This window comes from Sorangium sp. So ce302 (assembly GCF_051530145.1).
Lineage (GTDB): Bacteria > Myxococcota_A > Polyangia > Polyangiales > Polyangiaceae > Sorangium > Sorangium cellulosum_B.
The window spans coordinates 10,562,020-10,580,912 of the sequence record NZ_CP150326.1 but is presented as its reverse complement, the minus strand read 5'-3'; the positions used below and the strand labels follow the sequence as shown (position 1 = coordinate 10,580,912).

The window sequence follows — 18,893 nt, the reverse complement described above, 5'->3', positions numbered from 1 at the left end:
CCAGGAACATGCGGCGCAGACGCGAAGCGTCATGGGTGAGGCGGCTCACCACGCTGACGGCGTGGAGGCGCGGATCGTGGGGCCGGCACGAAGGCGTCGGACCGGCGCGCGCGGGCGGCGCCCGGCGGCGCCCGGCGCGGTGAGCGCCGCCTTGCAACTCTGCACTGCGCTTTGTGGACTCCGGGCCCCCAGAGCCGTAAGAGGACGGAACCATGACGAAGGAGTCCTCCCTCGCTGCCGCAGGCTCGCCGCGGCACGCCGCCCCCGCCGCGCTCCATCCCGCCCTGGTGCTGAGCGCCTACCTCGAGCCGCTCGTGCGCGGCCGGCGGGTCGCGGTGGTGGGTGACGCCACCATCGGCCTCGCCGACCGGCTGCTCCAGCGCGGAGCCCGCCTCGTCCATGCCTACGATCCGGACGCCGCGCGCGTCGCCGAGAAGCTCGCGCGGACGGCGCCCACCCGGCAGCCGCACCCGAACGTCGCCGTGTTCGACGGCGACCTCGGCGTGCGCGACGGCGCCTTCGACACCCTCGTCATCCCCGATCTCTCCCTCTTCGGCGATCCCGCCGAGGTCGTCCGGCGCGCCCGACGCCTCACCGCCGCGAGCGGCGTCGCCGTCATCGCGTCGCCGAACCCGGAGGCCGCGCGGGGCCTGCTCCCCGCGGGCGCGAGCCGCGGCGCGGCTCCCGGCTACTACGCGCTCTACGACCTCGTGGCGCTCCAGTTCAAGCAGGTGCGGATGGTCGGCCAGGCGCCGTTCGTCGGCTACACGGTCGCGGAGTTCGCGCCGAAGGGCGAGCCCGAGGTCAGCGTGGACACGTCGATCCTCGACGCGTCCGAGGAGCCCGAGTGGTTCATCGCCGTGGCCGGCGAGCGCCTGCCCAGGCTCGACGCGTTCGCCGTGATCGAGCTGCCGTTCGCCGACTTCCCGGGCGCGAGCGCCGGCGCGTCGCCCGAGGCGCTCAGCGAGGCCGAGGGCCGCGCGCAGCGGCTCGGGGGCGAGCTCGCGGAGCTGCGCACCCGGCACCAGCGCGACCGCGAGGACGCCGGGGTCCGCGCCGAGAGCGCGGTCGCCACGGCCGCGCGCCTCGCCGAGGCGGAGGCCGAGATCGAGGCCAGGGCGGCGCGCCTCCGCGACGTCGAGGCCAGGGCGGGCGACGCCCACGTCCGGGCCGAGCGCCTGTCGCACCAGATCCGCGACATGGAGGAGGAGCTCCGCAGCCAGCGCGATCGCGCGACCCGGCTCGCCAAGCAGCTCGACGACGAGAAGCGGGTGCGGACCAAGGTCGAGCTCGAGCTCGGCATGATCCGCAACAAGCCGGAGATCGCCGGCGCCCGCGACCGCCTCGACGCCGTGACCGCCGACCTCGAGGCCGCGCGCGCCCGGATCGCCGAGCTCGAGGCGCGGCCCGCCGTGGCGGCGCCCGACCCGGCGCTCGCGGCGCGCGTGGGGGAGCTCGAGGCCGCCGCCGCGGGGGCGCGGCGGGAGCTCTCGAAGCTCACGTCGGAGCGGGACACGGCGCGCAGGCGCGCGCAGGAGAGCGAGCGCGCGCTGGAGGAGGCGCGGCGCGCAGGGGGCAGGGTCGAGGAGCTGGAGGCAGCCCGCGCCGAGCTCGCGCGCGACCGCGACCGGCAGAAGGAGCGGGCGGACCGGAACGAGCGCGAGAGCCGCGCGCTGGAAGACCAGCGGAGCGCCCTCGACGCGCGCAGGCTGCTGCTCGAGGCGCGGATCGTGGAGCTCGAGCAGACCGTCGTCGCGCTGGAGCAGCGGGCATCGGAGCTCGAGAAGCGCGACGCAGGCGAGGCGGCGGCCGCGGAGATAGCGGGCCTCGAGGAGGCGCTGCGCGACCGGGGCCACGTCATCGCGTCGCTCATGGCGCAGCTGCGCGAGAGCGAGCGGGTGGGCAAGGAGCTCGTCGACGAGCTCGGGACGGTCTTCGCGTCGGCGTCGGCCGACGACGGCGGGCCGGGCCAGGCGGCGGACGGCGGGCAGGGCGGAACGCTCGCGGGGCAGGGCGGGCCGGGCGGCGCGGTGGAGGCGCTGCGGCAGCAGCTCGACGCGCTGGCGCGGAGCGCCGCCTCGAGCGAGGCCGACCTGCGCGCCGCGGGATGGAAGATCGCGCAGCTCGAGCGCGAGCTGACCGAGGCGCGCGACACGTCCGGCTCTCCGCCGGCGCTCCACGAGGCGCTCGAGCAGGCGCTCGTCGCCGCGCAGGCGGAGATCGCGGCGCTGCGCCGGGCGGCGGAGCGGGACGACGTGGCGGTGGCGCCCGAGGACGTGGCGGTGGCGCCCGAGGATGTGGCCGTGGCGCCCGAGGACGTGGCGGTGGCGCGCGAGGACGTGGCTGGCGCGCGCGGGGATGTGGCCGTCGTGCGCGACGATGTCGGCGTGCCGCCGGAGGTGATCGAACAGACGGTGCTCCTCCAGCAGGTCGCCAGCGCTGTCGAAGCGAGCGTGTGAGCCGCGGTCTGGACCGGGGCGGGCGGTGCCCCCGGTCCAGATCCGAAACCGCGGCCTGCGTGCCGCATCGATCCGCGCGCCCGCCGTGACGCCGACGCGTGGTCCCGGGCGCAGCCCGACGCGCGGCGCGCGACGTCACGCCGGGCCGGACAGGTTCGTGCTCTCGGCCGGCGACGCGCTGGCGAGCGGGGAGCGCTTCTCGCCCGCGAAGGCCTTCTCCACGAGGTAGTCGCCCGGCTCGCCGCTGTTGCCCTCCTCGAAGCCGCGGGACTCCAGGAGCGCGGCGGTGTCGGCGAGCATCTCCGAGCTGCCGCAGAGCATCAGCCGGTCGTGCGCGGGGTCGAGCGCGGGCAGCGCCAGATCGGCGAAGATGCGGCCGGACTCGATGAGCGCGGTGATACGGCCCTCGGTCTTGAACGCCTCGCGGGTGACGGACGGGTAGTAGCGGAGCTTGGGCCGCACGATCTCGCCGAGCAGCTCGTCCGCCGCGAGCTCGTGCTCGAGGTAGCGCGCATAGGCGAGGTCCTGCGCGCGACGGCACGTGTGCGTGATGACCACGCGCTCGAAGCGCTCGTACGTCTCGGGGTCCTTGACGACGCTGAGGAACGGCGCGAGGCCGGTCCCGGTCGCCAGGAGCCACAGGGTCCGGCCCGGCCGCAGGTTGCCGATCGTGAGCGTGCCCGTCGCGCGCTTGCCGACGAGGATCGTCTCGCCGACGGCGATGTGCTGCAGGCGCGAGGTCAGCGGGCCGTTCGGCACCTTGATCGAGAAGAACTCGAGCGTCTCCTCGTGGTTTGCGCTCGCGAGGGAGTACGCACGGACGAGCGGCTTGCCCGCGACCACGAGCCCCATCATGCAGAACTGCCCGTTCGCGAAGCGGAAGCTCGGCGAGCGGGTGGTCTTGAGCGTAAAGAGCTTGTCCGTCCAGTGGTGGACCTCAAGCACCGTCTCTTCTGTGTAACCGGGTACCATGTCGTTCATCCTTGTCGGTGCGAAAGCATCGCGGCGAGGTGGTTCGAAAGAGCGCGCTCCCCGATCAAGACAGCGGGGCGGCGCCGCGGTGCGCGAGCGCGCCGAGCTCTACCGCAAGGTCGTCTTCCATGAGTTCGCCGCTTCACATAGCAATGATGCAAATGATAATCAAGATCGCCATCGACCCATGGGGCCGTCCTCGGTGGCTCCGCAGAGCGTGGCCACGTTGTCGCGCACGACCTCGTGGCGCGCCGTCCTCTAGGGGCGACGGCGCTCCTTGACGATGCCCCTGGAGCCGCTGGCCACACGCCGCGGAGACCGCATGCCGCGGGTCGGGCGACGACGGCGGGCCGGGCGGGGCGCTCACGGGCCGGGCGGGCCAGGAGCGCTGCGCCGCGCGGCGTCTCTGTGCGCACGCGGTCGCTCGCGCTAAGGACCGGGCCGATGCGCGCTCCTCGCCCCCTCTCCACGCTCGCCCGGCTCGCCGGCGCCGCCGCCCTGGCCCTCGCGCTCGGCGCCTGCGGCGCGGTCACCGCGCCCGGCGCGAAAGACCCCATCGCCTCGCTCCGCGACGCCGGCGCGCATTCGGCCGACGGCGAGGTCGTCGGCCGCTGGCTCCTCGGAGAGCTCCTGGTCCCGGGCGGCACGCCTGCCGGCGCCAGGGAGGCGCGCAAGCGCCTGGAGGGGATCGGCGCGAAATCGATGCTCGCGTCGCTCGGGCGCGCGATCGACGACCAGGGGCACGGCCGCAACGCGCGCGCGGCGGCGGCCTACCTCGATGCGCTGGACGCCGCCCGGGTGAGCGCGCACCCCGACGCCCCGCTCGTGGGCTGGTTCGCCGCGAACCGCCTGCTCGGCCTGCGCTCCAGCGTCGCGGGCCTCTGGAAGAAGTCCCGCGAGGTCGTCCTTCGCGCCATCGACCACCCGGGCAAGCTGGGCTGGCGCGCGCGCGGAGAGCTCGTCGAGTGGTGGAGCCTCGACGGGCTGCCCGACGAGGCCGCCGCGGCGCGCCCGGACGGCGCCGCCGGGACCGCCGACGACGCCCGCGGCGCCGCACCCGCCGTGCCGCTCATCGACCACGCGGCGCGCCGCTACGGGTGCATCGAGAACGCCCGCTTCGCCGGCCCGTTCGGCCACCTGGCCGCGAGCGACCACCGCGTCCACTACGAGGCGGAGCGCGCCGGCCCCTGGCCGCCCGTGTTCCCGCGCGATCCCCACCGCAGAGGCCCGCCGCGCGTGCTCGGCGCCGAGCGCCGCGGCTGCCAGCTCTCGGCCGTCGCGCCGGAGGGGCCCGGCGAGGGCGGGGCCAGCGGAGGCATCTTCTACGTCGAGACCTTCGTCGACCTGCCCGCCGAGCGCGAGATGCTCATCGCCGTCCAGGGGGCCTACGCCATCCTCGTCGACGACGTCGAGGTGCTGACGCGCGACACGAAGCAGTGGGGGATCTGGCCCCGCTTCGGCGTCCGCCTGCGCCTCGGCCCCGGCCGGCACCGCATCCTCGCCCGCGTCGGGGGCCGCGACACCTCCATCCGCCTGCTCGCGCCCGACGGCACGCCCCTCGGCGTGGCCACGTCCGCCGATCCGGCGCCGCCCTATTCGCTCGTCCCGCCCGAGGTCCTGCCGGATCCCAACCCCATCGAGCCGTTCCTCACGGCGCTCGGCGTGCCGCCGCAGCCCGCGCCGAAGGTGGCGCGCGCGCTCGGCCTGCGCGGCGCGCCCCCCGCCGAGCGCGACGTGGGCGATCCGATCGCCCGGTACCTCGCCGCGACCATCGCGCACCTCGAGGGCCAGGACGACGTGAGCGCCGTGCTGATCGAGCCGCTCGTGGCCGATCCGGCGCGCGCCACCGGCCCCGCGCTCGCGGCCCAGGCGGTCTTCCTCGAGAAGGACCCGATCTTCCCGGCGTCCGACGGGCAAGACCTCGTGAAGGACGTGCGCGCGCGCGCCGCGGAGAAGGACCCGGAGCTCTGGTACCCCCGCCTCTGGCTCGCGCTCGAGGAGGCCGACAAGGTCGGCCTGTCCGAGATGACCCGCACGATCGAGGCCCTCGCCGACCGCTTCCGGGAGGTGCCCGACCTCCTGAAGACGCTCGCCGGGATGTACTCGCGGCTCGGCTGGCGCGTCGAGCACGTCCGCACCGTGAAGGAGGCCGCCGCGCGCTTCCCGGACGACATCGAGGTGCTGGGCGCGCTCCTCCGGATCCACGACGGCGACGGGCACATCGCGCAGGCCGACGCCCTCGCCGCGCGCATCCGGGAGCTCGATCCCGACGCGGAGATCGAGCTGGAGAGGGCGATCGATCGCCGCGACTACGCGGCGGCGATCAAGGAGCTCCAGCGCCTCGGCTCCGCCCGCAAGGACCGCAAGGACATCGCCGCGCGCATCGCCGACCTCCTGACCCGCGCCGGCAAGCGCGCCGAGTCGTTCGAGCAGCTCGAGCGCGCGCTCGCGAAGTCGCCGGACGACGCCGACGCGCGCCTCGCGCTCGCGGACGCGCGCTTCGCGCGGGGAGAGCGCGACGCGCTCCAGAAGGCGCTCATCGAGGCGATCCGCACCGGCGCCGACACCTCGGGCCTGCGCGACGCGATCGAGCTGCTCGACGGCACGACGGAGCTCAGCCCGTACCGGCTGGACTCGAAGAAGGTGATCGCCGAGCACGAGGCCTCGGGCGAGGTCATGCCGGGCACGGCGGCGCGCGTGCTCGACTATGCGGCCATGTGGGTCCACGAGGACGGCTCGGCGCGGATGCTCCAGCACGAGATCATCCGGATCCAGTCGCGGGAGGCCATCCAGGAGCACGCGGAGCAACGCATGCCCGAGGGGCTCGTGCTCAAGCTCCGCACGGTCAAGCGCGACGGGTCGATCCACGAGCCGGAGTTCATCCAGGACAAGCCGACCGTGACGATGCCCCACCTCGAGGTGGGCGACTACATCGAGGTGGAGAACCTGTTCGTGCTGCGCGGCGACGGGCAGGGGGGCCTCACGTTCCAGGGCCCGCGCTGGTTCTTCCGCGAGGAGAAGGTCCCCTACTGGCGGAGCGAGTTCATCGTCGTGTCGCCGAAGAGCCGGCCGCTCGACGTGGAGGCCTCCGGCGCCGTCCCGGCGCCGGAGATCGTCGAGTCCGGCGCGCTCGTCACGCGCCGCTACCGGGTCGACAAGAGCCCCGCGCTCCCGGAGGAGCCGGCGAGCGCGCCGATCTCGGAGTTCCTTCCGAACATCCGCATCGGCTGGGGCATCCGCCTGGACAGCACGATCGCGCGCATGGTCGACGCGGCCGCCGACGAGACGCCGCGCGATCCGCGGCTCGTGCGCATCGCGCGGGCGATCGCGCGTACGCCGCTCGCGCCGCGCTCGCCGGCAGCGGGCGGCGGCGAGCAGGGGAAGGCCGCCGGCGCCGCGGAGGGGGCGCGCGGCGAGGGCGGGGCAGCGGCGCCGTCGAAGGACGAGCAGGCGCGCCGGATCTACCGGTGGGTGCTCGCCAACGTGGAGCCGGGGCGCGAGGACGACGGCCGCCGCGTCGTCATCGGCAAGAGCGGCAACCGGACCGAGGCGTTCCTCTACCTGTGCCGCCTGGTCGGCATCGACGCCGGCTACGGCGTCGTGAGCGACCGGCTCACCGCGCCGCCGCGCGGGCCCATGAGCGAGGCCGAGACGTTCAACGCGCTCGCCGTCCGCCTCGACACCGGGGACAAGCCCGGCGCGGGCGCGGTGCGCTGGATGTTCGTGCGCGACAAGTTCGCGCCGTACGGCTACCTGCCGAGCTCCCTCCGCGGGCAGCCGGCGATCGTGCTGAAGCCGGGGACGCCGCGCGAGGTGACGCCCTCGTCCGGCGCGCACGACGGCGTGGTCACGGAGGGCGTCGCCGAGGTGGCGAGGGACGGCTCGGCCTCGCTGGCGATCGAGCAGCGCTACGAGGGCAAGCTCGCGATCGCGCTGCGCTCGGCGCTGGAGTCGCTCCCGGACGCCCAGCTCAGGGACGCCGTCGAGTCGCGCCTCCTGCCGCAGATGGTGCCGGGGGCGCGGCTCCAGGCGATCGAGATCAAGGAGCTGAGCGAGATCGACCGGCCGCTCACGCTGAAGATGAAGATCGCCGCCGCGAGCTTCGCGCGCGCGCAGGGAGGGGAGCTGGTCATCACGCCGCCCTTCGGCGTGCGCGTGGCCAGCCTCGCCAGCCTGCCGGTCCGCGAGACGCCGCTCTACCTGTCGGAGCAGATCGCGACGCGCTCGGAGGTGCGGCTCCGCGTCAAGCTCCCCGCGGGCGCGCGCGTGGTCACGAACCTCGCTCCGTCGACGGCGGACGACGCGGGGCGCGCCGTGCGGGTGAACGATCGCATGGAGGGCGGCGCGCTGGTCCTCGATCGCTTCCTCGAGCTGCCCGCGGGCCGCGTGCAGCCCGATGCCTATACGAAGTTCCAGCAGTTCGCCCGCGCGGCGGACGGCGCGCTCGACCGGGACATCGTCGTGCAGCTCGACCGCGACGGACGCTGAGCGGGGCGCTCCGTTCGCCCTGCGCCGGGCTTCGGTTGCAGGGGATTCCTGTGTGTCAACCCACGCGGGATGGATTACTCTTTTGTTCCCTACCGTGAGCGATCTGGATTCCCAGTACGCGCAGGATGCTGGCCGCCAGCCCATGGATCCCGTGAAGGCTCGGGTGGCGCGCGCCTTCCGGCTCTCCTCGCTGTTCGCGCAGGTGGATCGCGAGGTACGGGAGGCGGTCACGGACGCGGCGGTGCTCGAGGTGGTGGCGTCCGACGCGGCGATCTTCGAGCAGGGGGCCCCCGCGGACACGCTGGTGGTGCTCGGCCGGGGGCGCGCGCGCGTCGAGCGCGTCAACGAGGCGGGGGCCGCGTTCCCGCTCAGCTACCGCGGCACGGGCGACGTGCTCGGCGAGTCGTGCCTCGGCGGGCTGGAGACGCGGACGGAGCGGGCGATCGCGATGGATGAGGCCGAGGTGGTCCGGGTGCCGCTCGCGCTCGTCCGCGAGCTCTGCGCCCAGCACCCGGGGCTCGGGGGCGCGGTGTTCGCGCTGCTCGTCGCGCGGCAGCGGGAGACCGAGGACCGGATCGAGTCGATGCTCTTCAAGAACGTGGGAGGGCGCCTCGCCGAGTTCCTCCTGCACGCGGCGGAGCGGTGGGGCGTGCCGACGCCGCGTGGGACGCTGATCTCGGCGCCGATCACGCACGCGGAGATTGCCCAGGTGATCGGGTCGACGCGCGAGACGGTGACGCTGACGCTCGGGGCGTTCCGGAAGGAGGGGGTGCTCGACGCGGCGGGGCGGCGCCTCATCGTGAAGGACCGCGAGGCGCTCACGCGTAAGCGCTAGGGGTGGCGTCAGCCCGCGGCGGCGCGCGGCGGCTCCTGGAGCGTGGCGCGCAGCTTGTCCAGCGCGCGAGAGGCGGGATTTGACGGTGCCCACCGGCACCGCGAGGCGCTCGCCGATCTCCACGAGGGAGAGCCCCTCGAAATAGGCGAGCTCGAGCACCGTGCGCTGGTCCTCCTGGAGCGCTGCCACGACGCGCCCCGCGACGGCGGCCTCCGCGTCGGCGAGCCGGCGCGCGCGCCGTTCCCAGTTGACGTGGCGCACGAAGCGTCGATACGCCTTCGCGAGTCGACCCCGCAGGAAAGGACCGCTCATGCCGAAGCTCAGCTCCGGGACAGCCATCGCCGTCGCATTTCTTTTCGGTTGCTCTGCGTCGTACGTCGCGCCGCGCTTCCTGGTGCCACCGGTGCAGGCGGGGACCGATCCGCCCCGGTGGGAGGTTCGGTGCGTGGACGTGGAGACCGCGCGCGTCAGCGACAGTCAGGTGTTCGAGGTGACCACCACGGCCGGATGGAACCCGGTCCTCAAGCGGTTCGGGCAGGAAGGCTGGGAGCCGGTGCAGTTCCTGCGCAGCGAGATGACCGCGAAGATCGAAGCCGTGTGCTTCAAGCGGCCTCTCCTCTGACGTGGCGCACGTGGCGCACGTGGCGCGCAGCCGCCGCGCGCCTTGAGGGCGGTCGCGCCGGGAAGGCCGCCCGCGCCGGGACACGCCGAGACGGCCGCCGCGCGCCGGGAAGGCCGCGGCGAGCGGGCGAGCGTGCCGCCCGGCATTCTTGCGGCGGAAGCCGGCCGGAAGGCGTGCTAGGGGGCGCCGATGGAGTCCGCGATCCAGACGTACCGGATCCGCCTTGACGGCATCCGCTTTCGCGCCAAGCACGGCGTGTCTCGCGCCGAGCGCGACCTGCCCCAGGATTTCGTCGTGTGCCTGGAGGTGGAGCTCCCGATCTCGCTCTTGCCTCGAGCGGACACGCGCGCGCGCGTCTTCGATTACGACAGGCTCGCGAACCTCGTCGTCGAATCGGGCACGAGCGCGTCGTACAAGCTGCTCGAGACGCTCGCCGAGCGCATCATCGAGCGCGTGCTCGACGACACGCCGGCCCTGCTCGTGACCGTTCAGGTCAAGAAGTTCGGCCCCCCGACGTCGGTGTCGGTGGATGCCGCATCCGTGGAGCTCTCGGGCCGCAAGGTCGGATGAGCTCGCTCTTGCAGGCGTCCAGAGCTCTCGCCATGGTCACGTCATGGGGGACGACGCGGGGCGGCGGGCGAGGTCGTTGATCGAGCGCAAGCAGGCGTTCGCCGCGCGGCAGGCGGCGCGCGGCAAGGGCGCCTTCGACGGGCGCGCGCCGATGGGCAGCGGGCCGCCGAACCGGCACGGGATGCCGAGGCTGCCGATCGGTCAGCGCGAGGTGAAGAACTGGCCGGTGCTCGATCTCGGCGATACGCCGGACATCCCGACCGAGCGCTGGCAGCTCGAGATCGACGGGCTCTGCGAGGCGCCGCGGACCTACTCCTGGGAAGAGTTCATGGCGCTGCCGCAGACGCTCGACGTGTCCGACTTCCACTGCGTGACCACCTGGAGCCGCCTGGACAACCACTGGATCGGCGTCCGGTTCGCCGCCCTCGCGGAGCGCGCGCGCCCGCTCGCGGACGCGCGCTTCGTGCTGATCGAGGCGAGCGACATCGCGCCCGGCACGCAGACCCCCTACACGACGAACCTGCCGCTCGAGGAGGCCATGCTGCCCGACGTGCTGCTCGTCCACACCTGGGAGGGCAAGCCGCTGCCGCGCGAGCACGGGGGCCCGGTGCGGATGATCACGCCGCAGCTCTACTCCTGGAAGGGCGCGAAGTGGATCCGGCGGATCACGTTCACCACGGCGGATCAGCCGGGGTTCTGGGAGGTCCGCGGCTACTCGAACACGGCGTATCCGTGGTTCGACGATCGGTACGGCCGCCGCTGAAGCGGGGCGCCGCGCGACGAGGAGGGCGAGCCACCATGCCCGGCGAGGAGAGCGTGAAGCGCACGGAGGCCTACGCGAGGGAGCACCTGGCCAACGAGCGGACGCACCTCGCCTACGTGCGCACGGCGATCGCGCTGCTCAGCTTCGGCATCACGCTCAACCGGGTCAGCCTCTACTTCCTCGAGGTGGGGCCGCCGGCCGCGCCGGGAGGGCCGCGGTCGTTGCTGCGCGAGGTCGTGGGCGTCGGCGCGGGGATGGTCGTGCTCGGGATGGCGCTCATCGCGTGGGCCGCGATGCGTTACCTGCGCGTCGCTCGCGCCATCGATCGGGGGGAGTATCGCCCTGACCGGACGGCGATCCTGATCTTCACGGCGGCGCTCTTCCTGGCCGGCGCGGCGAGCATCGCCTGGCTGTTCGCCTCGTGAGCCGGAGACGAGGCGTCCCGGTGCGACGCGACGCGACCCGGTGAGCAGGGGCGCGCGGCGACGGACGTTCCCTCCTCGCGGCCCGGCGGAGAGCACGGTGTCCGTCAGCGGCTTTCCGTTGACGAGCACCGTTTTTCCTCCCTTCGACCTCGTGCCTGCCCTGCTGGAAGGCCGCCTCGCCAGCGGCGCATTCTGGCGAAAACTTGCGTGACGCCCGTGGGCCCGACGCGGCATAGTGCGCTCCTCGGATGACAGGCAAACGACACCCCGGCGGATTGGGGCCGCCAGGGTGCCGGCGCCTCAGCCTCGTGCCGGAGGACTGGAGCATGGGTAGGCCCATCGCGTCTTGGTTTGTTGGTTCCATTCTTCTCATCGGCCCAGCGACGTTCTTTGCATGTGGTGACGGGTCCTATATAGGCGGAAAGTGCGCGACCACGGATCACTGTCAGTCGGACGTGCAGTACATTCCAGGCACGATCTGCGTCGATGAGCACTGCGTATGCGGCGACCCGGGCAAGGTCATCTGTTGCGCGCGCGGCGAGAAGAAGCCGGGCTGCTTCGAGGAGTGCCGCACCTGCGACGAGTGCGCGGAGGGCACCGCGGAGTGCTCCGGGGTGCCCGTGCCGCCCGGCGGCTGCGAGAGCGACGCGGAGTGCCCCGAGGTGCCCGTGCCGCCCGGCGGCTGCGAGAGCGACGCGGAGTGCCCTGGCCCGCCGGACCCGCGGTGCGGCGCGGGGCGGTGCGTGGACGGCGCGTGCGCGGTGGAGATCCACAAGGGCCCGCTCGAGTCGCAGCTCCGCGGCGACTGCAAGATCGAGGAGTGTACCGCCGACGGCCGCGTGGTCAGCGCGGCGGCCCAGGATGTCTACGATGATGGCAACCAGTGCACCCTCGACGTCTGCGAGGTCGATGAGCCGCAGCACCTCCTGTTGAACGACGTCACGTGTCCCGCATCGGGCGAGGGGCGGTGCCATGAAGGCGCCTGCGTGCAGTGCTTCGATGAAGATCCGACGCTGGACTGTCCCGGTGGGCTCGCGTGCGACGGTGTCTGGTGCGTGCCGGGCCATTGCGTGAACGACGCGCATGACGTTGGCCTTGGGGAGACCGGCTTCAACTGCGGTGGCCCGTGTCGCCCTTGCCAGGCGGGCGATCACTGCCGTGTCGCGACGGACTGCACGAGCCGTGTGTGCACGAACGAGAGCTGCAGCATCCCGAACTGCAGCGACGGGGTGAAGAACGGCCGCGAGTCAGGCATCGATTGCGGCACGACGTCGTGCCCGCGCTGCGAGCCGGGCCGGGGCTGCGAGACCGGCGCGGACTGCAAGAGCGGCGTGTGCTGGGCCGGCGTCTGCGAGGCCCCCACCTGCACGGACGGCGTGAAGAACGGCGACGAGGCCGGCGTCGACTGCGGCGGCGAGGGGTGCGCCGGGCCGTGTCCGGAGTGAGCGTGTCGTCGGCGGCCACCTCGGGGACGGCGACGCCGGGGCTTCCCGGATCACTCCCTGAACCGTGAGCGTTCACCCGCGGGCGTTCAGCAGCACCTCGACTGCATCGGGAAGCGAGCGAGTGGCTGCTCGACAACCTCACCCTTGATAGCCCATCACCGCGGCGGGCCGCTCTCTGACGCCCGCATCGGGAGCTCTCCGCCGTCTGTCTCCGCGGCGAGCGCGTTCCAGGAACCAGCTGCCGTGCTCGACGCCGCGGAGGCGGCGCCGCTGCTTGGCGCCTGAGAGCACTCGCGCCTCGCAGGCCGGCGCGCGACGGGCGCAACCTCTGGACGGTACGACCCACGTCCATCGGGACGTCCCCGCCCGGATCCCGGTTGACGTCCAATTTCACCGTCAGTAGGACGGCTCGCGTCGTCACGTCGCTCGTCCGCTGGGGGAAAGGGGAGGTACCATGGGCACAAGAGGCTGGCAGAAGATCCCATGGGCGGTCGTGGTCGTCCTCCCGCTCCTCGCCGCACCGGCGCGAGCAGGAGCGGCCGAAATCAGCGCCGGTGCGAGCCTCGGGTGGATTCAGATCGGCGCCGATTCTCGCCCCGCGGTGGGTCCACAAGCGGCGATATCCTGGCCCTTCGAGCGAGACTTCTTGTTCACGGTCCACGACCTGTGCACCATCCTCCTGGCGACCCAGGACGGCGGGCTCGGTGTCTACAATCAGACATCACTCGACGTCGGAGTTACGTGGGAGGACGGTCATTTCAGTCTGGGGCCATCGATCGCGCTCTACGACATGCCGTCGTGCGGCGTCGCCTTGTGCGGGCGCGTCGCCGGGGTGGCGATAGGCGGGCATGCGCAGGTCAACTCGTACTTCGCAGGGCCGCTGGGCTGGTCGACGAGCGCCCATGTGCAGTGGCTCGGCGGGGATAGTCCTGTGCTTCCGGGCCACGCGGCCTTCGTCGTCGTCGCTGGTCCCGTGCTTCGATGGATCATCGAATGAACACGAGGAGACCTCTGTCGTTGATGGCGGACGTCATTCATCCTCCGCCGCGCCGCTCGCCAGCACCGTCTCTCCACCATTCTTGCCAAGCTCGATGAGCCGGCAGGGCGTCGCCTTGCGGATCCGCTCCGCCAGCGGGCGGGAGTGCGTCGTGATCCACAGCTGGCTCCGGGATGCCGCGTGCACAAGGAGATCCCCGAGCGGCCCGAGCAGATCCGGATGCAGGCTCGTCTCCGGTTCGTTCAGCGCCATCAGCAGCGGTGGCCTCGGGCTCAGCAGCGCCGCCAGGAGGCAGAGATAGCGCGCCGTGCCGTCCGAGAACTCGCGGGCGTCGAGCGGCCGCGACATCCCTGGCAACCGGAGCTCGACGCGGAACCGCCCCTGCGTCGAGGAGACCTCGAGCGACGCGCCAGGGAACGCGCTGGAGACGGCATCCTTCAAGGCGCTCCTGTCGCCGATATCGAGGATCGTCGCCAGCGCCGCGGCCAGATCGTGGCCATCGGTGCTGAGCACAGGCGTCCGCACCCCGACCTGCTCGACCCGCAACGGCGCGCCGGAGTCGGTGCGGAAGTGGTGATAGAACCGGAAGTTCATCAGCTTTTGCCGCACCACCGAGAGCAACGGAAAGCGGTGCGGCTCCACCACCTGCGCCAGCACCGACTCGGAGCCCCAGAGCGAGAAGGGAAAGGTCACGCGGTGGCCGTCCGCGTCGCGCGCGAAGGCCGAGCCCGCGGCCCGCTCCAGCATCGGCAGGCGGCGGCGCTTGTCGAGCAGCCAGAGGTTCTCTTCCTTGATGTCCGGGTCCAGCTCGAACGGCCCTCCAGGCGGCGGCGTCAGCCCGCACTGAAGCTCGTAGACGAGCTGATCCAGCCGTACCCGCAGCGTCATCCGCACCGGGCCTTTGCTGCGCTGGCCGGCCCAGAGCACCGAGGGCATCCCCCCCTCCTCGGCCAGCGTGCGCGCAAAGGTCCCGCTCGCCGCGGAGCCGAGCAGCACCATGGTGCGATAGAGGTTGGTCTTGCCGACGCCGTTCGGTCCGACGATGACGTTGACCTGCGCGAGGGGGAGGGTCAGCTCGCGGATCGAGCGGTATCCCGCGACGTGGAGCTCCTGGACCGTCATCCCGCCCAGGATAGCCTATCGCGGTGACCGGCCTTGCTACCGCAGGCGGTGCTCGCGGACCACGTCGGCCGGCACCGCCTCGCGCGCGAGCTCGCAGAGCCGCGCGTGGTGCGTGAAGAACAGCACCTGCGTCGTCCCCGCGAGCTCGCCGAGCACCGCGAGGGCGGCCCGGGCGCGGTCGTCGTCGAAGTGGATCAGGATGTCGTCCAGGATGAGCGGCATCGGCTCGCCCGTGCGGGCGTGGTGCTCGAGGCTCGCGAGGCGCAGCGCGAGGTAGAGCTGGTCGCGCGTGCCGTCGCTCAGGCCCGTCACGTCCACCTCGCGCTGCACCGGCGCCCTCGCGGGCTCCGCCGCTGCGTCCGCGGGCGCCTTTGCGGGCTCTGGCGCTGCGTCCGCGAGCGCCTTCGCGGGCTCTGGCGCTGCGTCCGCGAGCGCCTTCGCGGGCTCTGGCGCTGCGTCCGCGAGCGCCTTCGCGGGCTCCGCCGCGCCGTCCGGCGCGGGCGCCCTCGCGGCCGCTGCCCCGCCGACCGCCGCGCCGGACGCCGCCGCGCGGACGCAGCGGAGGATCGCCTGCTCGCTCTCGTCGTAGCCCACCCGGAGGCCGGCGAAGGCGCCCAGCGTCAGGCGGTGGAAGAGCGCGCTCGCGCGCGCCAGGATCGGGCCCTGGTTGCGCTCGCGGTAGCGCTCGATCTCGCGCTCGAGCAGCACCGCGGCGAGGCGCGCCCGCACGTAGCGGCGCACCTCGCCGCGCAGGTGCGAGAGGCAGATCTGCGCCTCCGCGGCGGCCTCCGCGGCGCCCACCGTCGCCCGGAGGTGCTCGCGCTCCTGCTCGAGGCTCCCGAGCGCCCTGTCGATCCGGCGCCGCTCGTCCTCGAGCGCCGCGAGGCGCTCCTCCGCCCGGTCGAGCTCGAGCGCGAGCGCGTCCCGCTCCACCCCGGCGGTCTCCTGCTCGAGCGCGGCGATGCCCGCGCCCTCGCCCGCCTCGAGGAGCTTGCCCTCGTTCTCGACGAGCTCGCGGTCGAGCCGGCGCGCCTCGCGCGAGCGCTCCTCCGCCAGGGAGAGCGCGGCGACGTCGTCGGCGTCGTCACCGCCGCGCGGGACGCCCGCCGCCTCGAAGAGCTTGGCGAGGCGCGCCTCGGCGGCCGCGCGGCGCGCCTCCTGCTGATCCAGCTCGCGGCGCTTGTCGGCGAGGCTCCGCGCGATCTCGCCGCGCTCGCGCAGGTCGGCGCGCGCCTTGTGGTGGCGCTTGATCAGCTGATCGGCGGCCTGATCCGCCGGCAGCGGGGCGAGATCCGGCGCGTGCCGGGACGCGAGCTCCGCGACGTCGGCCCCGAAGGCCCGGGCGTCGCGCTCCATGCCGCGCACCCGGCGGCGCTCGTGGGCGGCGCTGTCCGCCTTGCGGAACAGCGCGCCGAGCTCGTCGAGGATCGCCGTGGCCTCGTCCGCGGAGGCGTCGCCGGGCAGGCCGAGCGGCCGCACGCCCTCGGCCCACTCGGCTCGCCACGCCTCGAGCGCGCGCGCGTGCTGCGCCTGCTCGCGCTCGAGGTCCTCGATCTCGCGCTCGAGCTCCTTGCGCTCCCGCAGGAGCTCCTTGCGCTCCCGGGCCGCGCCCTCGATGGCCGCGAGCTCCTGCTCCGCGGCCTCGACGAGCGCCGGGAGGTGCGCCGGCGCGTCCTCCAGCGCTCCGGCCGCGTCGCCGCGCGAGCCCGCGCCGGCCGCGTCGCCGCGCGAGGCGCCCGGCGCGGCGCGTGCGCCCTGGAGCGCCGCGTGGAGCTCGGCGGCGTGCGCCTGCATCCGGGCCCGCAGCGCCTCGGCCTCGGCCTCCGCGGCGCGCAGCCGGTCGACCGTGGCGGTCAAGGCCGCGTAGCGGCCGAGCCAGCCGCGCATCTCCTCGGGGGAGCGCGGGGCGACGCCCGCGGGCCGCCACAGCTCGAGCCACGCGGCCTCGGCCTCCTCGGCCCGGCGCGCCAGCGCGGCGCGCTCCGCGGCGAGCTGCGCCTGGTCCGCCTGGGCCCGCGCCTCGTCCGCGAGCAGCCGCGCCAGGCGGGCGACCCGGTCGGCCTCGCGGCGCAGCCGATCGGCGAGGGCGTCGGCGGCGCGGACCAGGTCGGCGTAGTCGTCGGGCTTCCCCCGGGCGGCCGGCGGCTCGTCGCGCGCGGCGAGCGACGGCCTGCGCCGCCCCCCGGGCGAGGCGGGCGCGTCCGCGCCGATGTCGAAGAGCGAGGCGGTGTGGATCGACGCGGCCGCCGCGCGGGCGCCCGCCTTCGCCTGGAGGGCGCGCACCAGCGCCTTGAAGGCGGCGTCCCGGCGCTCGCGCGCCTCGGCGAGGTCGGCCTCCGTGGGGACGGCGCCGGCGCGCTGGAGCGCGTCGATCTCGCGGGCGCTCTCGCGGAGGCGCGCCTCGATCTCGGCGGCGCGCTCGCCGAGCCGCTCGCGCTCCCGGGCGAGCGCGCCCCACTGCGCGGCCGCCTGGTCGACCGTCTCGGGGAGCGGGACGGGCAGGGCGCTCGCCTCGGCCGCGGAGAGCGGCCGGCCTTCGGGCGCGCCGCCCGCGTCGAGGCGCGCCCGCCGCGCTGCATCGTCGACGTCGAGGCGCGCCCGCATCGCGGCCGCGTCGCCAACGTCGAGGCGCGCCCGCTTCGCGGCCGCGTCGCCAACGTCAAGGCGCGCCCGCTTCGCGGCCGCGCCGAGGCCGAGCCGATCGCGCTGCACGTCGGCGTCGCGGGCGAGCTGCGCCGCCGCGGCGGCGGCCTCGCGGAGGCGGTGCTCGAGGTCGCCCTGCTTCTGCGCGCGAGAGAGCGCGCCGCGGAGCGGGGCGGGGTCCTCGCCCGGCGGCAGCTCGGCCAGCCTGCGCGCGCAGGCGTCGCGCCGCGCGCGGTGCGCCGAGAGCAGCCGCTCCACCTCGCGCGGCTTGGCCTCGGCGGCGCCGCGCTCGCGGGCGAGCTTCTTGATGCGCGCCTCGGTCGCGACGTCGACGCGCATCGCCTCCAGCCGCTCGGGGTCGTCGCCGCCGGCGAGCGAGGCGTCCCGCCCGAGCCTGCGGAGGATCGCGCGCGCGTCCTCCTCGACGCCGTGGAGCTCCGCCCGGACGCGCGGCAGGTCGACGGCGGCCTTACGGTGGCTGCCGAGCCGGGTCACGAGGCCGTCGATCGCGCTCGCGTCGAGGTCGGCGAGCGACGCGGGGACCTCCAGCGCGGCGTGGCGGGCCTCGAGCTCCGCGATGTCGGCGCGGAGCCGCGAGGCCTGGGCGCTCGCGTCGGCGGCGCGATCCTGGGCGTCCTCGCGGTCGCGCTGCGCGCTCTCGGGCAGCAGGACGACGTGGCCGAGGGCGGCGCGCCGGCCGAGGATCGCGCGCCGCGCCTCCAGCAGCGGGAGCACCCGGAGCGCGCGCCGGAGCCGCTTGTCGGTCGACCGGAGCGCGCGCAGCTCCGCGTCGACGCGCTCCTGCTCGGCCCGCTGCTCGTCGATCTCCTGCCGCTTGCGCGTCCAGTCCGCGGGCGGGTGAGCGGCGCTCCTCGCCCCGTTGCGGGCCGCCTCGAAGGCCTTGATCGCCTCGTTGAGGGGGCGGGTCCTCGCTTGGGGCGTGAAGATCTCGTCCGCCTCCTGGCGCAGCGTGGCGAGCTGCTGCTGCAGCCCCGGCCCGCCGAGCCCCGCGCCGAACAGGCTCTGACCGACGTCGCCCTTGCCCTGGAGCAGGGCCTCGGCGCCCTGGCGGAGCGTCTCGTGGGTGAGCCCGAAGGAGGTCCGGAAGAGCTCCTCCGTCACGCCGCCGAGCACCGGCGCGAGCGCGGCGTCGTCGAGGGGGTTGTCGTCCGGGTCGCGGAGCGTCTTCACGCGCCCCTTGCGGCGGACGAGCGCGAGCGCGGCGTCGCCCCTGCCCGCGAGCCGGCCGCCGACGCGGAGATCGGTGTTGTGGTGCACGTGGGCGTCGGGCGTGATGTGCGGGATGCCGTAGAGCAGGCCGCGGATCGCCCGGAGCGCGGTGCTCTTCCCGGCCTCGTTGGGGCCGTAGACGACGTGGAGGCCCGGCGACGGCGAGGAGAAGTCGAGCCGGAGATCCGTGAAGGGGCCGAACGCGAGGAGGTGGAGCTCTAGGATCTTCACGAGATCGCTTGCCGGGCGCAGGGGGCGGTGCCCTCCCCTGAACGGATAGCAAGTGCGGAACCTCCGGGCGTTGTCAAGCCGCACCGCGCGG

General features: G+C 74.3%; 12 protein-coding genes and 1 pseudogene. 9 read left to right on the top strand and 4 right to left on the bottom strand.

The features are described 5' to 3' along the window. The first annotated feature begins 212 nt into the window (after positions 1-212). Positions 213-2,459 carry a hypothetical protein gene (locus WME73_RS40025; protein WP_437741527.1) on the top strand — a complete coding sequence of 749 codons (2,247 nt, stop codon included), beginning with the start codon at positions 213-215 and terminating at the stop codon, positions 2,457-2,459. A 135-nt stretch (positions 2,460-2,594) separates the two neighbouring features. Here the strand turns inward: WME73_RS40025 and WME73_RS40020 are convergent, their stop codons facing one another. Beyond that, positions 2,595-3,431: a ferredoxin--NADP reductase gene (locus WME73_RS40020; RefSeq protein WP_437741526.1), complete on the bottom strand. Its 837-nt coding sequence runs from the start codon at positions 3,429-3,431 to the stop codon at positions 2,595-2,597. A 444-nt stretch (positions 3,432-3,875) separates the two neighbouring features. On the opposite strand from WME73_RS40020, the gene WME73_RS40015 reads away from it, so the two are divergent. Next, positions 3,876-7,919, top strand: a complete 4,044-nt coding sequence (locus WME73_RS40015; protein WP_437913038.1) for a hypothetical protein — start codon at positions 3,876-3,878, stop codon at positions 7,917-7,919. A 94-nt stretch (positions 7,920-8,013) separates the two neighbouring features. After that, positions 8,014-8,754 carry a Crp/Fnr family transcriptional regulator gene (locus WME73_RS40010; RefSeq protein ID WP_437852955.1) on the top strand — a complete coding sequence of 247 codons (741 nt, stop codon included), beginning with the start codon at positions 8,014-8,016 and terminating at the stop codon, positions 8,752-8,754. 69 nt (positions 8,755-8,823) lie between these two features. On the opposite strand, the pseudogene WME73_RS40005 reads toward WME73_RS40010, so the two are convergent. Further along, a pseudogene (locus WME73_RS40005) lies at positions 8,824-9,066 on the bottom strand (sigma factor-like helix-turn-helix DNA-binding protein); the annotation flags it as partial. On the opposite strand from WME73_RS40005, the gene WME73_RS40000 reads away from it, so the two are divergent. From WME73_RS40000 to WME73_RS39975, 6 genes are all read left to right on the top strand, one after another. Beyond that, a complete protein-coding gene (locus WME73_RS40000) occupies positions 9,065-9,376 on the top strand; it encodes a hypothetical protein (RefSeq protein ID WP_437711098.1) in 312 nt (103 codons plus the stop codon). The pseudogene WME73_RS40005 and the gene WME73_RS40000 overlap by 2 nt on opposite strands. 189 nt (positions 9,377-9,565) lie before the next feature. Continuing rightward, positions 9,566-9,946 carry a dihydroneopterin aldolase gene (locus WME73_RS39995; protein ID WP_437741522.1) on the top strand — a complete coding sequence of 127 codons (381 nt, stop codon included), beginning with the start codon at positions 9,566-9,568 and terminating at the stop codon, positions 9,944-9,946. Between the two features lie 43 nt (positions 9,947-9,989). Beyond that, the gene (locus WME73_RS39990) at positions 9,990-10,709 is read left to right on the top strand and encodes a molybdopterin-dependent oxidoreductase (RefSeq protein WP_437913037.1); all 720 of its coding nucleotides are present in this window, start codon (positions 9,990-9,992) and stop codon (positions 10,707-10,709) included. Positions 10,710-10,744: 35 nt separating this feature from the next. Then, positions 10,745-11,134 carry a YidH family protein gene (locus tag WME73_RS39985; protein ID WP_437913036.1) on the top strand — a complete coding sequence of 130 codons (390 nt, stop codon included), beginning with the start codon at positions 10,745-10,747 and terminating at the stop codon, positions 11,132-11,134. Between the two features lie 455 nt (positions 11,135-11,589). After that, positions 11,590-12,579, top strand: coding sequence for a hypothetical protein (locus WME73_RS39980; RefSeq protein ID WP_437913035.1), 990 nt, complete (start codon positions 11,590-11,592; stop codon positions 12,577-12,579). 454 nt (positions 12,580-13,033) lie between these two features. Continuing rightward, positions 13,034-13,576: a hypothetical protein gene (locus WME73_RS39975; protein ID WP_437741518.1), complete on the top strand. Its 543-nt coding sequence runs from the start codon at positions 13,034-13,036 to the stop codon at positions 13,574-13,576. 33 nt (positions 13,577-13,609) lie between these two features. Here WME73_RS39975 and WME73_RS39970 read toward each other — a convergent pair whose 3' ends face one another. Both WME73_RS39970 and WME73_RS39965 read right to left on the bottom strand, forming a co-directional pair. Beyond that, the gene (locus WME73_RS39970; protein ID WP_437913034.1) at positions 13,610-14,698 is read right to left on the bottom strand and encodes an AAA family ATPase; all 1,089 of its coding nucleotides are present in this window, start codon (positions 14,696-14,698) and stop codon (positions 13,610-13,612) included. A gap of 36 nt (positions 14,699-14,734) precedes the next feature. Continuing rightward, positions 14,735-18,802, bottom strand: a complete 4,068-nt coding sequence (locus WME73_RS39965; protein ID WP_437913033.1) for an AAA family ATPase — start codon at positions 18,800-18,802, stop codon at positions 14,735-14,737. Positions 18,803-18,893: the final 91 nt, after the last annotated feature.

Coding starts and splice junctions, on each gene's coding strand:
- WME73_RS40025 (WP_437741527.1), top strand. CDS start 213: ATGACGAAGGAGTCCTCCCTCGCTGCCGCAGGCTCGCCGCGGCACGCC.
- WME73_RS40020 (WP_437741526.1), bottom strand. CDS start 3,431: ATGGTACCCGGTTACACAGAAGAGACGGTGCTTGAGGTCCACCACTGG.
- WME73_RS40015 (WP_437913038.1), top strand. CDS start 3,876: ATGCGCGCTCCTCGCCCCCTCTCCACGCTCGCCCGGCTCGCCGGCGCC.
- WME73_RS40000 (WP_437711098.1), top strand. CDS start 9,065: ATGCCGAAGCTCAGCTCCGGGACAGCCATCGCCGTCGCATTTCTTTTC.
- WME73_RS39995 (WP_437741522.1), top strand. CDS start 9,566: ATGGAGTCCGCGATCCAGACGTACCGGATCCGCCTTGACGGCATCCGC.
- WME73_RS39990 (WP_437913037.1), top strand. CDS start 9,990: ATGGGGGACGACGCGGGGCGGCGGGCGAGGTCGTTGATCGAGCGCAAG.
- WME73_RS39985 (WP_437913036.1), top strand. CDS start 10,745: ATGCCCGGCGAGGAGAGCGTGAAGCGCACGGAGGCCTACGCGAGGGAG.
- WME73_RS39975 (WP_437741518.1), top strand. CDS start 13,034: ATGGGCACAAGAGGCTGGCAGAAGATCCCATGGGCGGTCGTGGTCGTC.
- WME73_RS39970 (WP_437913034.1), bottom strand. CDS start 14,698: ATGACGGTCCAGGAGCTCCACGTCGCGGGATACCGCTCGATCCGCGAG.